This is a genomic window from Clostridium sp. LIBA-8841, from assembly GCF_057782475.1.
Map to the genome: position 1 here is coordinate 599,157 of NZ_CM173488.1, position 15,784 is coordinate 614,940.

The following is a 15,784-nucleotide window of genomic DNA, read 5'->3' on the forward strand; positions in this document are numbered from 1 at the left end:
TGAAGTTTTTATTTCATGTATCCTTTTTATCTATTATTAATACTTTAGCTTGCTTTTATTTCTTCATCATCGTACATATTTTCAAATTCCATAGATTTAGGACTTTCTTTTAACACAGCATTTAATATTAAGGCTGCTATTGTTCCAGTTGATATTCCAGAAGAGAAAATCATTCTTATTGCTTCAGGAAGATTTTGAATTACATCAGGTCTAAATGTAACACCAAGACCAAGACCCATAGAAATTGCTATTATTAAAAGATTACGTTCTGTAAGATCTATATTACTTAAGGTTCTTATACCAGCAGCGGCCACAGTTCCGAACATCATTATTCCAACGCCACCTAAAACTGGGTTTGGTATTCCTGTTATTATAGCAGCTACCTTAGGTAAAAAGCCAAGTATAACTAATAGTATTCCTGCCATAACAGCCACATGACGGCTAGCTACTTTTGTAAGAGAAATAATACCTATATTTTGGCTAAAAGAAGTATTAGGACAAGAACCTACTAATCCACCTAAGGCACTTCCTACACCATCAGATAATACTCCAGCAGCCACTCTTTTATCATCAATATCAATGTTAGATGTTTCTCCAATAGCTTTTAAACAACCAACAGTTCCGATTGTAGCAACAAAGTAAGCAGGGATAAATGCCATTACAGCTTTAGCATCAAAAGTTACTCCGAATTCAAGTATCTTAGGGAATGATAACCAACTAGCTTCTTTCACAGGAGTAAAATCAACTAATCCAAGAGGAATACAAATTATATATCCAACAACTATACCTATAAGTATTGAGGCACTACTAATCATTCCTTTTCCATAATTATTAAGTAAAAGAGTTATTACCAATACAAACATTGCTACAGCTAAGTTTTCTAAGCTAGCATAATTAGATGAACCAGCACCGCCAGCAGCCCAATCTATTGATACAGGAAGTAGAGTTAATCCTATTAATGCAACTACAGTTCCAGTAACAAGAGGAGGAAAGAATTTCATTAAAGGTTTTATAAAGAAGCTTAAAATAACTTCAAATAAAGATCCAAGTATTGTAGCCCCAATGATCCCCGGTAAGCCAAGAACTGAACCTACTGAAATTGCTGGTGATACAAAGGTGAAATCAGTCCCCATAATACATGCAACTCTTGCACCAACCTTTCCAACTCCCTTAGCTTGTATAACTGTAGCAAGTCCAGAAGCTAAAATTGAAGCACTTATTAATGCCGTTGTAGTCTTATTATCGAAGCCAAGAGAGGTAGCTATAACTAAAGGAACAACGATAATTCCTCCAAAGGCAGCGAATATATGTTGAAGTCCAAATAAAACTTTTTTAGGTAAATCTAAATCATCATCTACTCCATAAATTAAGTTAACTTCCGTATTTTTCACTTTTTGCTTTTCCATCTTTTCATCTCCTTATAATTTTCATTAGAATAATTAAATCTAAGATTTTTAATATATTTCTTAAATAAAAATTCTCTATAAGTCTAGAAAGAATACAAGATATTAGTTCAAACTTGAAAACAATCTTAAAAGAACTATTTATTTAAAAGGATATATTTTTAAATCTTAAAACTCATATAAAGAAAGTTTTCTTAGAACTTTTAGGAAGTTATACTTAATAAAAAAAGCAACACCTTTTTAGAGGTGTTGCTTTTATACACTAGTATTTCTAGATATATCGTACAACTCCTCGTAGTCTGCTGTTTTACGGTTAGCAGGTAGAAACTTTCGGACCATATTACCGATTATATACGAGTTAAAATTATTATATATTATATCACGAAAAATTTAAATATCAAGTGTTTGTATTGTTCGTTGTCTAAAATTTATTTATTTTTATAAAAAATTTAATGATATGATTCTTCATAATTATTTAACATAATTCTAATAAAATTAAAAGGAGTATGAAAAAAACGAAAAATATATAGTTATAATAAAAATATATTCGAAAATGGTATATTTTAAAAGTTATATAGATGAATTAATGTATAGACAACCTTGCAATAAATAGTGCATATACTATGATAATTGAGGTTAAATAATGAATAATGAAGGATTAAAAATAATTCTTGCATTTTATTTATTTGTAGTGTAGAATTAATAAAAAGTTAAATTTGTGTTTTACGGAGGATGAAGGGATGGAATTGTTAAATCAAATAATTTCAAATGTTAATAATGTATTATGGAGTTATATCTTAATTGCGTTACTTATAGTTTTAGGAATTTATTTTTCTATTAAAACAAGATTCGTACAATTTAGGTATTTTAAAGAAATGATAAGACTATTAGGAGATGGTATAACAGCATCTTCTAAAAAAGATAAGAAAAAAGGAAGTATATCTTCTTTTCAGGCTTTTTGTATTAGTACAGCATCAAGAGTTGGTACAGGAAATATCGCTGGTATTGCAATTGCCATTTCTTTAGGAGGTCCAGGAGCTATTTTCTGGATGTGGTTAATAGCATTAATAGGAGCGGCTTCAAGCTTTGTTGAATCAACATTAGCACAGGTATATAAACAAAAAAATCCAGATGGTACATTCAGAGGAGGTCCTGCTTATTACATGCAAAAAGGACTTAATAAAAAATGGATGGGTGTAGCATTCTCAATACTTATATCAATATGTTTTGGATTAATATTCAATTCAGTTCAAGCAAATACAATAACTATAGCATTTAATAATGCTTTTGGAACAGATAGATTATTAGTAGGGGTAATAATAACTATTATAACTTGCTTCGTAATATTTGGAGGAGTTACAAGAGTTGCTAAGGTTTCAGAAGTTATAGTTCCTGTAATGGCATTAGCTTATATAGGGGTAGCTGTATTTATCTTAATAACTAATATAACAGAGTTACCTTCAGTTTTAAAATTAATATTTGAAAATGCTTTCGGATTTAGAGAAGTAGTAGGTGGTACTTTAGGTGGTGCCGTACTTATGGGAATAAAGAGAGGGCTTTTCTCAAATGAAGCTGGTATGGGTAGTGCACCTAACGCAGCAGCGACTGCAGATGTAAGTCACCCAGTTAAGCAAGGTCTTATTCAAACATTAGGTGTATTCACCGATACATTATTAATATGTAGCTGTACAGCATTTATGATACTTTTATCAGATGTTAATTATATGGACAAGTCTATAACAGGAATATCTCTTGCACAAAATGCATTAACAACTGAATTAGGATCATGGGCAGGAATATTCTTAGCAATATGTATATTATTATTTGCTTTCAGTTCAATAGTTGGTAACTACTATTATGGAGAGTCAAATATAGAATTTTTAAATAGTAAAAAATATTTCTTAGTTATATATAGAGTATTAGTTATTGGTATGGTTTTATTTGGATCAGTAGCAGAAATACAAATAGTTTGGAACTTAGCTGATTTATTTATGGGACTTATGGCAATATTAAACTTAATAGCAATAACATTACTTAGCAAAAAAGCTTTCTTAGTTTTAAAAGACTATACAAAGCAAAAGAAAGCAGGAATAAAAGAGCCTGTATTTAAAGCATCATCTATTCCAGGATTAGAAAATGTTTCAGAGTGGAAATAGAGTTATAGAATATTATTTAAATTAAGATATATTAAAGACAAATATTATAATTATCAGAAAAATAAGTACGTCAAATTTTAATTGACGTACTTATTTTTTTATACAATTATATGAATTTTTTAGGTGAAAAACTCTTGGACAAATGTCCTTGAAAACATTTACCTAATATTTAATAATAAGCTTGTAGGAAATAAATGAGGAGGAGAATCAATGATTAATCTATCAAAAGAAATTAAAGAAGCTTATGAATATATAAATTCTAAAAGTAAATATTCTCCTAAGATAGGTATAGTTTTAGGAACTGGCTTAGGAGATTTAGCAAATGAAATAGAGGACGCTGAATATTATAGATATATGGATATACCTAACTTTCCTGTACCTACTATTGATGGACATGAAGGTATTTTAATAATTGGAAAGTTACATGGTAAAGAGGTTGTAGCCATGAAAGGAAGATGCCATTATTATGAGGGGCATTCAATGCAAAGGATAACATTGCCTATTAGGGTAATGAAGCTTTTAGGAGTTGAAACACTTATAGTTACTAATTGTTCTGGACAGGCTAAAGAAAGTATTGAGGCAGGAGATTTACTAGTAATAAGAAATCATATAAACTTTGCTGGAGATAATCCATTAAGAGGAGAAAATTTATCTGAATTTGGTGAGAGATTTCCTGATTTAGGCTATCCATATGATAGAGTGTTAAGAGAAAAAGTTAAAAATATTGCAAAAGATTTAAATATAAACTTAAAAGAAGGGGTATATGCAATGTTCTCTGGACCAAGCTATGAAACTGCTGTGGAGACATTAATGGCAGCTTCTTTAGGGGCCGATGTTGTAGGAATGTCAACAGTTCCAGAGGTTATAGTAGCTAATCATTGTGGAATGAAAGTCTTAGGATTTTCAGGAGTACCTTGCTTAGCGGCAGCATACTCAGATGAAGAAATAACTCACGAAGAGGTCTTAGAGAATTTTAAAAGTATTGCTGAAAAATGTACAAGTATTGTGAATCAATTTTTAAAGGAATATTAGAATCAAAAAGTGGATTTGTTCTTTAAATATTTAGAAAGAAATTAATATAAAATCTTAAAGGGAAATTAGAAAACTAAGGAGGATATTATTATGGAATTAATGAAAAAATTTACTTCATATACTTGTAGCCCATTATTTGTTGTAATATCATGTGCTATATGTTTATTAGTAGGATTTTCAATAAACTCAAGCGCAATAGAAATGTTTGCATCGGTAATGGGAATAATAAATGTATGGTTATTATCTAGAGAAAAGGTATCAAACTTTATATTTGGAATAATTACAGTATTAGCTTATTTATACATATACTACAACACAGGATTATATGCTTTAGCAATATTAGCTTGTTTCCAAGTTGGTTTTAACATATTTGGTTGGTATTATTGGGTTAAAAATGCAGATCAAGAGGATAACGTAGTAACATCAGGATTAACCAATAAAGGACAAATAATATGGACTATTGTTATATTAGCAGCATGGGCAGTTTGGGGATATATAGAAATAAATATATTACATGCTCAAAACGCAGTACTAGATAGTTTAACAGCTGTACTTGGCTTAGTAGCTCAGTATTGGTTAAGTAAGAAGTTATATGAAAACTGGATTTTATGGATATTAAGCAACATATTGTTTATAATTATATATATATTAAATGGATACTATGTAATGTTAATTTTAGTTGCTATTCAATTAATCTTATCAATATCAGGATTATTGGAATGGTACGCTAGTTATAAGGAACAAGGTGAAAATAAATTAACACTATAATAGATAAAACTATTTTTATGGGTGTGATTATAAGTGAAAGGTTGCGAATTAATAGAGTTTATAAATAACTGTCCAAAAGAGATTAAAAAAGAATTAAAACATAGAAGTTTTAAATATGGAGAAAAGTTATTAATTCAAAATGAAGGTTGCGATTTTGTATATGTCTTATTAGAAGGAAAAATAAAGACATATCATTCAGATTTTACAGGTGCTATATACTTAGAAGACATTGATAGTGAAGCAACCATATTTGGTGAATTAGAAGCTTTAATTGATAAGGAAGTTGTCACAACAGTAGAAGCTTTATCAGAATGTAAAACATTAGAGATAAGTAAAGAAGCTTTTGTTAAATGGATGGAATTAGACAATAAGTTTTCAGTGTTTATAAGTAAGCTTATAGCAGAAAGAAATTATGATTGTTGTAAAAGAGAGCGAGTTAATGCTTTCTACACTTTAAGATATAGGGTTATGTACATCATATTAAACACACTTTATAAAAATAATTTGGTTATTACCAAAGATTTATTAGTTGAAGGGGTAGGATCAAATATTAGAAGTATAAATAGAATAATAAATCAGTTGGTAGAAGAAGGAATTCTTGATTATAATTCAGGAAAAATAAAAGTTAAATCAATAGAAAAGCTTAAAGAAGAAGTAGATTATTACAAGCCTTAAGAAGCTTACAAAATAAATTTTAAACTACAAAATTAAAAAAATAAGGTGCATTTAAGTTCTTAAGAATTAAGAGTTAAAGCACCTTATTTTGTTATTCTATAGATATTTAAACTATAGTAATATTTATAAATAAAAACTTGTTTAGACTAAACTTTAAGCTATTTATTAACTACCTGATTCATTATAAGTTCTATAAGTTCTATAGATTCTTTTAGTGGTCCTCTTGATGAATTGGTATATCCATTCTTAGAAGTACCGTATTGAAAGTAGTTAGATATATCTAAGTTTTCAGAACTAACTAAAAGAAAGAATAGTTTAGTATATTTCATAGGCATAAAGCCATCACCAGTTAAATTCATTTCTTGTTCATCATCATATAAAAATTCTAAGGAAAGTTTTTTTGTCTTAAGAGAATCTACATAGTTTTCGGAAACAATATCCTTAACAGTAGAGATTTCATCTTTATCAATTCTTCTGTTGGTTAAATCAACTATTTCTTTGAATATTTTATCATCTTTTGAAACCTCAATAGGAGCACCATCATAGTAAACAACGATTTTATTAGGTGGTTTTATGATTTCCTCATTAGATATATTACATCCTTGAAATAAAAAATTAATGGGTAGTAGCATTAATAATAAAATTGTACTAACTTTTTTCATACTAATCTCCTTAATAATTTAAATAATATAATCTAATAAAATATAAAAATAAGGTATAGTAGAAATTTATTTTGCTATAGCTTATTTAGTATTATTTTTTATTAGTGATGTTGTTCATAAGAAGTTCTACTAGTTCTTTAGATTCATTTAGGGAGCCTCTAGAGGAATCAGTATATCCTTGTATATTACTATATTGAAAAGTACCTATTATAGAACTAGAATCATAATTTGAATTATCACTAATTACTAAAGGAAAGAAGAGTTTGGTATATTTTATAGGGGTGAAGCCATCACCAGTTAAATTCATTTCTTGTTCTTCTTCATATAAAAATTCTAAGGAAAGCTTTTCTTTCTTTAGAGAATCCACATAGTTCTCGGAAACAACATCCTGAGCAGTAGAAATTTTATCTTTATCTATTCTTTTGTTAGTCAATTCAACTATTTCTTTGAATATTTTATCATCCTTTGAAATTTCAATAGGAGAGCCATCATAGTAAACAAAAATTTTGTTAGGTGATTTTATAATTTCATCTTTAGGTGAGCTACCACATCCTAAAAAAAGAGTGCTTATTGGCAGAATAAAGATTAGTATAATAAGTGCACTAAATTTTTTCATACAATCCTCCATAATTAATTGTTTGTAAATATAATTATACTCATTAATAATATCCAAATAGTTACAAAAAAAGAAATTTAAAGGATTAAAATATATATAATGATAATAAAATATGATAGAATGAAAACGGATACTTAAGAGGAGGAGAGAAATTATGGATGATTACTATAATAATTATGATGATGGAAGCGATAATGGAGAGAAAAGCTTAGCAAAAAGAATAGCCAATCAAATAATATCTTTTATAGTGTTGCTTACAATTTTTTCAATAGGTTTTAGTTTTTTACAACCGATGGTTTATCATAGCAAAACTGAATTAAGAGCAGTACAAAAGGAAAGAGAAGCTTTAGAACAAGGTCAAATAGATGCTAAAGAGACAATAAAAAAACAAAAAGAAGAATTGATTTCTCAGCAAAAAGATTTAGAAAAGAAAAATGCTGATCTTAAGAATGAATTAGATAAATTAAATTGATTAGAGGTATAAATGATGAGTAGGATTATTGATTTTATAAAGACTCATAAAGTAGTTATTGTATTAGCGGTGATTTTAGGTATTACGCCTAACCTTATGGTTCATGATTACTCAAAGGAATACAATGAAGAGGTTGCAAAAATAAAGACTATAAAAAATGATACAGAAAAATTATATGATGACAAAGAACTGAAAAGTCTTAAAGGTAATGTAAAAAATCTTAAAGATGAGAATGCTAAATTAGAAAAAGAAATACAAGCTAAGCAAAAATAATTTTATTTGTAGTAGCTAGACCTTTTAGAATTTAGTTCTGACACAAATTTTTTTGAATATTTATTAATTTATCTTGTTTTGATAAAATACTTATTATAATAAATATTTCATGAGGGAGTTTAACATGAGCGAAAAGAAATTATTTACCATAAAAACCTCTATGGATAAAAAAGATTACCATAGGTTTTTGTACATAGCTACTTTTTTAAGAAAGAAATTTACAATACCAGTTATTATAATAATTACTGCTTTAATGGCAGGATTTGTTTCTTATAATAATGGAGCTTTTGAAATAAAGAGCTTTTTAATTTATTGGTTAATATTATTAGCTATAACTCTATTTGCAATAATTGTGAAAATTGAATTTCAAAATAGAGAAAGAGTCAAGGCTGATAAAGCTGGAGTTTTAAAGGCAATAGAAACTTTAGATTTCTTTGATGATGTTGTAGTGGTTAAGAGTACAGCTTTTAAAGGAAAAAGTAAAGTTAAGTATTACAAATTTTATGAGGTAATAGAGACTAAGGATTATTTTTTAATATATTTCAATAGAAGACAGGTTTCCATAATAAGAAAGATTGATTTAGAAGGTTCTTTAATAGATGAATTAAGAACTTTATTAATAGAAAAAATAGGACCTAAATACAGAAAACTTTTTAAGTAAGATATTAGAATATACAGTTTATAGAAGAGATTAAATAAAAAACTTAATTTAATCTCTTCTATTTTTTATTTTTAGGTTCTGTTTTAAACTTCAGCTATAATAAGCTTATCTTCTTCAAAGGTTTTTTGAAGATTTTTATCTAAGAATGAGTCAGTAACAATATAATCTATAGCATCAATAGGAGCTATATTAATAGTTACATCTTTTCCAAATTTACTACTGTCGGCAACTATGAAAACTTCCTTGGAACGTTCAAGAATATGTTTTCTAGTAACAGCTTCTTGCATATCAAAGTCAGAAATTCCATTTTTAGCAGTGATTCCACCAGCTCCTAAAAAACTTTTTTGTATATTTAATTCAGAAAAGTTAAAAAGGTAATTATAAGATACAATAGAACGTTCACTATGTCTTACTGATCCACCAATTATTATGATTTCAAAATCTGTATTTATTAATTCATTAGCTACTAATAATGAATTAGTTATTATTAATAGATTTTTCTTATCTGAAAGATTTTTAGCTATATGATGAGGGGTTGATCCACTATCTATAAAAATACAATCACCATCATTTATAAATTCACTACATTTTTTACCTATAGCATCCTTTTGAGAAAGTTTAGTATTCATTCTAGATTCCATAGATGGTTCACTAAAGTTTAAATCCTTAAGTTTAGCTCCACCATAAACTTTTTGAATTTTACCTGCCTTTTCTAATATGGATAAATCTCTTCTTACAGTTTCAATTGATACTTGAAATTCTTTTGAAAACTCTATAATAGTTACAACATCTTTTTGGGATAAAAGTTCTAAAAATTTGTTTTGTCTTTCGCTAGGTAACATTTTAATCCTCCCATAAAAATAGATATAAAGAAATTTTATCATATTATTACTATTAAGTTAAAGAATTTAGGATAATTTACAAAGTTAAAATAAAGAGTTGATAAACATATAGTAAAGAGTTTATAATAACTTTGTAATATTTTACTTAGTTTTAACATGTTCATAATATGGTTTAACTTAAGAGAAGTTATACTTAAGTTAAAGAAATTAAGTAGTGATTTATTAGGGGGAATAAAAGTGTTAGAACTAAGAAATATAAAAAAAGCTTTTGATGGTAAATCAGTATTGGATGGAGTTAGTTTTGAAATACAAAAGGGAGAAATAGTATCAATGCTAGGTCCAAGTGGAAGTGGGAAAACTACTTTGCTAAATATAATTTTGGGATTTACAGATGTTGATAATGGAGAAATAATTTTTGAAGGAAATGATATAAGTAATGTATCAATGAAAAAGAGAGGGTTTAATATAGTTTTTCAAGATTATGCTCTTTTCCCAAACCTTAATGCTTATGAAAATATAATTTATGGGTTGAAAAACAAGAAAAATACAATATCAACAGAAGAATTAGATGAATTAATTGATTTATTGGGATTAAAACCTCATCTAAATAAAAAAATACAATATTTATCTGGGGGACAGAAACAAAGAGTTGCTTTAGCACGTACCTTAGCTACAAGACCGAAAATATTACTTTTAGACGAGCCTTTAAGTGCTTTAGATGGAGTAATAAAAGAAACTATAAAAGATAAAATAAAAACTATAACTAAAAAATATAATCTTACAACAATTATAGTAACACATGATCCAGAGGAAGCACTAACAATGTCAGACAAGATTTTAGTTATAGATAAAGGAGAGATATCTCAATTTGGAACTCCAAAAGAAATTATAAATAAGCCTGAAAATAACTTTATACAAGAGTTTATATTAAGACAATTAATAATAAAAAAAGAAAATATTTATAATTTATTTGGAGAATGTTATGCATAGAAAAAAGATAGAAATAAAATCACTATATTTAATAATTTTAGTTTTTTTCATGGTTTTTCTTATTTCTCCTTTATTTATACTTTTTATAAATTCATTTAAAGAAGGAGATGGATTTGGGTTATCAAATTATATGTTGATATTTAGCAGTAAAGAAGTTTTTATAGCTCTAATAAATAGTTTGAAAATTTCTTTAATAACAGCAACAATAACAACAACTTTAGCTTTCTTATTAGCATATGGAGTAAATTGTACGAACTTTTCAGAAAGAATAAAAAAGTTATTAAATATATCAATATCAATACCTATGCTTTTACCAACAATAACATATGGGTTTGCCATTATGTATTCCTTTGGAAAAGAAGGATTAATAACAAGATTTGTAGGGAGAGAGATCTTCGAAATTTATGGTTTTAATGGGCTATTAATTGGGTATTTGATCTATACATTGCCGTCAGCATTTTTGCTTATAAATAATTCATTTCAATATATTGATAAAAAATTTATTTTAGTTTCAAAACTTATGGGAGATGGGAATATAAAGAGCTTTTTTAGCACTATTGTTAGACCATTAATTGGGACACTATCAGGAAGTTTCTTATTGTCTTTTGTACTTAGTTTCACTGATTTTGGTATACCAGCATCTTTAGGTGGTACATATAGTGTAATTTCAACAAAGCTTTATGAGGTTATGTTAGGATCTATGCCTAACTTTGAATTAGGAGCTGCCATTGCAATATTTATGTTAATACCATCAGCTATGGGTATATTACTTCTTGGGTACTTGGAAAAATTTGATTTCCATTATGACAAGATATCAAAAGTTGAACTTACTAAAAATAAATTTAGAGATTCAATTTTTTCTATATTTTCAATTTTAATAATGATTGTAATTATATCTATTTTCATAGTTATATTTATAGTTCCATTTGTTAATGATTTTCCTTATGACATGAGCTTTACTACAAAGTTTTTTAAAGAAGCTTTTGAATCTAATCAAATAATAGATATATTCAAAAATTCTTGTTTAGTAGCATTTATGACAGCATTAATTGGAACGTTTATTGCATATGTAGCTGCTCTTATAAATGTTAGAACAAATATGAGTAATAAAGAAAAAAAATCAATAGATGTTTTTTCTATGATAACTAATACTGTTCCAGGAATGGTTTTAGGATTAGCTTACTTATTTTTATTTAATAAAAGTAATTTAAAAGGTACTTTTACAATAATAGTACTCTGCAATATTGTACATTTTTTTACTACTCCATATATGATGGCAAAAAGTTCCCTTTCAAAGATGAATCCATCATGGGAAACCACAGCAGAATTATTAGGAGATAGTTGGGGGAAAACGATTTTTAGAGTAGTAATTCCTAATTCAATATTAACAATAATAGATATGATAAGTTATTACTTTATAAATTCAATGGTTACTATAAGTGCAATTATATTTTTAATTACAGCTAGAACTACAGTGATAACAAGTAAAATTAAGGAATTTCAACATTATGGAGATTTCAATAATATATTTATTTTATCCATTCTAGTTTTTATTACAAATATTATAGTTAGAGTTTTTTCAGAGAGCATAAAAAGAAATTTAGCTGATGATAAGAAAAAAGTTGAAAATAAGAGACTTAAATTTTTAAACAAAAGATTTAAAATTGCTACTTCTTTAGGTGTTATTTTAGTTTTAATCATTGGTTTTATTTCTTGTAGAAATAAAGTAGAGGATAAAATAATCATTTATACCAATGCAGATGATGAAGCAATCCAATTTATAAAAGAGAGTTTAGATAGTGAAGGATATGAAGATATGTATATTGTTCAACCTATAGGTACATCAGAATTAGGTGGTAAGTTATTAGCTGAAGGAAAAAACATGGAGGCTGATATAGTAACCATGAGCTCATATTTTTTAGAAAGTGCACAAGTTAAGCATAACATGTTTGAGACCTTAGATTTCAAGTTAGATACATTAGAAGAATATCCAGATTTTTATCTGCCTATTTTATCTAATACAGGAACCATGTTTATAAATACTAATTTTATAAATTATAAGGGATTAGAGTTTCCAAAATCATTAAAGGATCTTACAAAAGAAGAGTATAAGGGATTGATATCAATACCAAACATAATGAATTCTTCAACAGGATGGCTTTTAGTACAAGGTGTAATAGGAGCTTATGGAGAAGAGGAAGGAAAAGAGATTATGAGAGGAATTATTAATAACTCAGAATCTCATATAGAGTCATCAGGTTCAGCCCCTCTTAAAAAAGTTAGCGTTGGAGAAGTTGCAATAGGATTTGGGTTAAGGCATCAGGCTATTTTATATAAGAAACAAGGAAAAGCAATAGACTATGTAGATCCACTAGAAGGGAATTATTCTCTTACAGAGGCAGTAGCTGTTCTTAAAAAAGATAATAAAGATAGGCAATAACTATCTATGAGAATGACAGAAATAATATTAAGTAAGGCAAGAAAAAAGTTAATAAATAATTATCCTGTTCCTTTATATAAAGGAGAAATAGTTCAGGATTTTAATAAACCTAGTTATCAAAAAAAGTTTGAAAAGAATTTAACTGCAGAACTATTAAATGAACATCAAGAATTTTTTAATGAAGCAAAGTAATTTTAAATATAGGATCTGTTTTCGGTACGTGCTGATTTTTAGATAGAACCGTAAGATTATCTTAATGAGCAGTTAGTATTGCATTATATGCGTAAGAATAATAGCGTTAAGAAGCTTTTTCTGTTTGAGCATAGCGAGTTTAAAAGCTTTAGCTATTATTCTGAAGCGGATGATAGCAATACTTTGCGAAATTAAGTTAGGTCTGAAGGGCTAGCTAAAAATCAACACTAGTTTAAAAAAGAGCCAAAGTATAAATTATAAAGTGAGAGGGAGAGAAAAATGAATTATAAACTTTTAACACCAGGACCTTTAACAACAACTAAAACAGTAAAGGAAGAAATGCTTTTTGATCGTTGTACATGGGATGATGATTACAAAGGAATAACTCAAAAAATAAGAAAAGATATTTTGGAAATAGGAAATGTTTCAGGTGATGAGTACACTGTTGTTTTAATGCAAGGTAGTGGAAGTTTTGGAGTTGAGTCAGTTCTAACAAGTGCAATAAAAGATGAAGATAAAGCTTTAATTATTACTAATGGAGCTTATGGAGAAAGAATTGTTAGTATGGTTAATTGCTTAAAAATTAATAATTTAGTTTATAGCTGTGATTACGATAAGTTACCTGATAAGTATGAAATAGAGAATATTCTAAAGGAAAACCCTGAATTAACACATGTTATTATGGTTCATTGTGAAACCACAACAGGAATATTAAATCCCCTTGAGGATATAGCAAAGTTATGTAAAAAATATAATAAAAGTTTTATAGTTGATTCTATGAGTAGTTTTGGAGGAATTCCAATAGATATCAATGAATTAAAAATAGATTATTTGATTAGTAGTGCTAATAAATGCATACAAGGGGTACCGGGCTTTAGTTTTATAATAGCTAATACTGAAAAACTTTCAAAGTGTGAAGGAATATCAAGAAGTGTTTCTTTAGATTTATATAGCCAATGGAAAGAGATGGACAAGGATGGTAAGTGGAGATTTACATCTCCAACTCATGTAGTTGCAGCTTTTTCTAAGGCTTTAGATGAGTTAAGAGAAGAAGGTGGAGTTCAAGCAAGATATGATAGATATAAGAAAAACAATGAACTTCTTAGAGCTAGATTAAAAGAAATAGGAATCGAAGCATATATAGATGAAAACTTACAATCCCCTATAATAACTACATTCTTTTTAGATAGAGATAAGTTTGAGTTCGGAGAGTTTTATAAATATATAAAAGAAAGAGGGTTTGTAATTTATCCAGGAAAACTTACCTATGCAGATACATTTAGAGTGGGAAATATTGGAGAAATTTATATAGAGGATATAGAAAAACTTTGTAGCATAATTAAAAATTATATGGAGGGAAAATAAAGATGAAAAGAGTAGAGGGAGTAATATTTGACTGGGCTGGAACAACTGTGGATTTTGGATGCTTTGCACCCATAAATGTATTCATAGATATATTCAAGGATGCAGGAATAGATGTAACTATGGAAGAGGCTAGAAAGCCAATGGGGATGCTAAAGAGAGATCATATAAGAACTATGCTTGAGATGGATAGAATTAGGGGGTTATGGAGAGAAAACTATGGTAGAGAATTTACTGAAGATGATGTTGAGAAACTTCATAGTAAATTTGAAAAAACTCTTTTAGAATCTCTTTCAAAATATACTGAACCTATACCAGAAATTTTAGATGCAATTAAATATTTAAGAGAAAATAACATAAAAGTTGGATCAACAACAGGATATACTAATTCAATGATGGATATAGTAACTAAGGGAGCAAAAGAAAATGGTTATGAACCAGATTTTTGGATTACTGCAGATTCAACAAATTCATGTGGGAGACCATATCCTTATATGATTTTTAGAAATTTAGAAGAATTAAAAATTTCCTCTGTTTTAAGTGCAATTAAAATTGGAGATACTGAATCAGATATAAAAGAAGGAAAAAGTGCAGGAGTATGGACTGTTGGAGTTGTTGTTGGTAGTTCTACAATGGGTTTAAGTTATGAAGAATTTAATTCTCTTTCAGTCGAAAAAAAAGAAGAGGCAATACAAGAGACAGAAAAAAAATTCTTAGAATGGGAAGCTGATTTTACTATAAGAACTATGGGAGAAATCGGAGAACTAATAGAAAAAATTAATACATTAATATCTGAAGAGAAAAGTCCGAAAAAATATTAGTTTTTATAAGAAAAAATAGCATATTTAACTGGCTATAAATATACACTAGTTATTATAAATAAAAAACTATATTAATCAAAAGGGATTAATATGGTTTTTTATTAAACCTTTTAAGAACTTTAAGAGATTAGTTTTTGTTTTAAAATAAGAAAAATTATTCATTATAATTTATTTTTTATTAATTAAAAATAGAAATGAATAAAAAATAAATAAAAAATACACTTGTAGTTGACAGATGGAAAAATAAAAGGTAATATACATATAAATTCAAAAGCAAATTCTATGAAGAGAAAAAGTAAGAAATATTTATTGTTCCACAGAGAGTTGACAATTTGCTGAAAGTCAATGTTCAAGGTATATCTGAAAATCATCTCGGAGAAGTAAAACTGAAGCTATATTTTAGTAAGTTTTATCGGATT

At 27.6% G+C, this 15,784-nt stretch carries 16 protein-coding genes, 1 riboswitch and 1 other annotated feature (1 of these 18 running past the window's edge); of the genes, 12 read left to right on the top strand and 4 right to left on the bottom strand.

Features of this window, described 5'->3' with window-relative positions; all coding sequences use genetic code 11:
* Positions 1-44 precede the first annotated feature (44 nt).
* Positions 45-1,406, bottom strand: a complete 1,362-nt coding sequence (locus AC2A4K_RS02530; protein ID WP_322504543.1) for a uracil-xanthine permease family protein — start codon at positions 1,404-1,406, stop codon at positions 45-47.
* Positions 1,407-1,678: 272 nt separating this feature from the next.
* A riboswitch (purine riboswitch) is annotated at positions 1,679-1,780 on the bottom strand.
* Between the two features lie 363 nt (positions 1,781-2,143).
* Here AC2A4K_RS02530 and AC2A4K_RS02535 point away from each other — a divergent pair.
* From AC2A4K_RS02535 to AC2A4K_RS02550, 4 genes are all read left to right on the top strand, one after another.
* Positions 2,144-3,559, top strand: a complete 1,416-nt coding sequence (locus AC2A4K_RS02535; protein WP_322504542.1) for an alanine/glycine:cation symporter family protein — start codon at positions 2,144-2,146, stop codon at positions 3,557-3,559.
* 213 nt (positions 3,560-3,772) lie between these two features.
* Positions 3,773-4,591: a purine-nucleoside phosphorylase gene (locus tag AC2A4K_RS02540; RefSeq protein WP_322504700.1), complete on the top strand. Its 819-nt coding sequence runs from the start codon at positions 3,773-3,775 to the stop codon at positions 4,589-4,591.
* Positions 4,592-4,681: 90 nt separating this feature from the next.
* Entirely contained in the window at positions 4,682-5,359 is a 678-nt protein-coding gene (pnuC, locus tag AC2A4K_RS02545; protein WP_322504541.1) for a nicotinamide riboside transporter PnuC, read from the top strand.
* Between the two features lie 33 nt (positions 5,360-5,392).
* A complete protein-coding gene (locus tag AC2A4K_RS02550) occupies positions 5,393-6,034 on the top strand; it encodes a Crp/Fnr family transcriptional regulator (RefSeq protein ID WP_322504540.1) in 642 nt (213 codons plus the stop codon).
* Positions 6,035-6,192: 158 nt separating this feature from the next.
* Here AC2A4K_RS02550 and AC2A4K_RS02555 read toward each other — a convergent pair whose 3' ends face one another.
* The gene (locus tag AC2A4K_RS02555; protein WP_322504539.1) at positions 6,193-6,696 is read right to left on the bottom strand and encodes a hypothetical protein; all 504 of its coding nucleotides are present in this window, start codon (positions 6,694-6,696) and stop codon (positions 6,193-6,195) included.
* Positions 6,697-6,787: 91 nt separating this feature from the next.
* Complete coding sequence (locus AC2A4K_RS02560; RefSeq protein ID WP_322504538.1) at positions 6,788-7,312, bottom strand: hypothetical protein; 525 nt, start codon at positions 7,310-7,312, stop codon at positions 6,788-6,790.
* Between the two features lie 154 nt (positions 7,313-7,466).
* Here AC2A4K_RS02560 and AC2A4K_RS02565 point away from each other — a divergent pair, with 154 nt between their 5' ends.
* The 3 genes from AC2A4K_RS02565 to AC2A4K_RS02575 all read left to right on the top strand — a co-directional run bounded on the left by AC2A4K_RS02565 (position 7,467) and on the right by AC2A4K_RS02575 (position 8,718).
* Positions 7,467-7,784, top strand: a complete 318-nt coding sequence (locus tag AC2A4K_RS02565; protein WP_322504537.1) for a hypothetical protein — start codon at positions 7,467-7,469, stop codon at positions 7,782-7,784.
* 12 nt (positions 7,785-7,796) lie between these two features.
* Positions 7,797-8,057, top strand: a complete 261-nt coding sequence (locus AC2A4K_RS02570; RefSeq protein ID WP_322504536.1) for a hypothetical protein — start codon at positions 7,797-7,799, stop codon at positions 8,055-8,057.
* A gap of 124 nt (positions 8,058-8,181) precedes the next feature.
* Positions 8,182-8,718 (top strand): YcxB family protein, encoded by a 537-nt coding sequence (locus tag AC2A4K_RS02575; protein WP_322504535.1) that lies wholly within the window; start codon positions 8,182-8,184, stop codon positions 8,716-8,718.
* An 83-nt stretch (positions 8,719-8,801) separates the two neighbouring features.
* Here AC2A4K_RS02575 and AC2A4K_RS02580 read toward each other — a convergent pair whose 3' ends face one another.
* Complete coding sequence (locus AC2A4K_RS02580; protein ID WP_322504534.1) at positions 8,802-9,560, bottom strand: DeoR/GlpR family DNA-binding transcription regulator; 759 nt, start codon at positions 9,558-9,560, stop codon at positions 8,802-8,804.
* Positions 9,561-9,797: 237 nt separating this feature from the next.
* Between AC2A4K_RS02580 and AC2A4K_RS02585 the strand changes: the two genes are divergently transcribed.
* From AC2A4K_RS02585 to phnX, 5 genes are all read left to right on the top strand, one after another.
* A complete protein-coding gene (locus AC2A4K_RS02585; protein WP_322504533.1) occupies positions 9,798-10,550 on the top strand; it encodes an ABC transporter ATP-binding protein in 753 nt (250 codons plus the stop codon).
* Complete coding sequence (locus tag AC2A4K_RS02590) at positions 10,543-12,990, top strand: extracellular solute-binding protein (RefSeq protein ID WP_322504532.1); 2,448 nt, start codon at positions 10,543-10,545, stop codon at positions 12,988-12,990. The genes AC2A4K_RS02585 and AC2A4K_RS02590 overlap by 8 nt, the downstream gene beginning before the upstream one ends.
* A gap of 6 nt (positions 12,991-12,996) precedes the next feature.
* A complete protein-coding gene (locus tag AC2A4K_RS02595) occupies positions 12,997-13,182 on the top strand; it encodes a hypothetical protein (RefSeq protein ID WP_322504531.1) in 186 nt (61 codons plus the stop codon).
* A 279-nt stretch (positions 13,183-13,461) separates the two neighbouring features.
* Positions 13,462-14,547, top strand: a complete 1,086-nt coding sequence (phnW, locus tag AC2A4K_RS02600; protein WP_322504530.1) for a 2-aminoethylphosphonate--pyruvate transaminase — start codon at positions 13,462-13,464, stop codon at positions 14,545-14,547.
* Between the two features lie 2 nt (positions 14,548-14,549).
* The gene (phnX, locus tag AC2A4K_RS02605; RefSeq protein WP_322504529.1) at positions 14,550-15,365 is read left to right on the top strand and encodes a phosphonoacetaldehyde hydrolase; all 816 of its coding nucleotides are present in this window, start codon (positions 14,550-14,552) and stop codon (positions 15,363-15,365) included.
* 273 nt (positions 15,366-15,638) lie between these two features.
* Positions 15,639-15,784, top strand: a binding site (T-box leader); it runs 124 nt beyond the window's last position.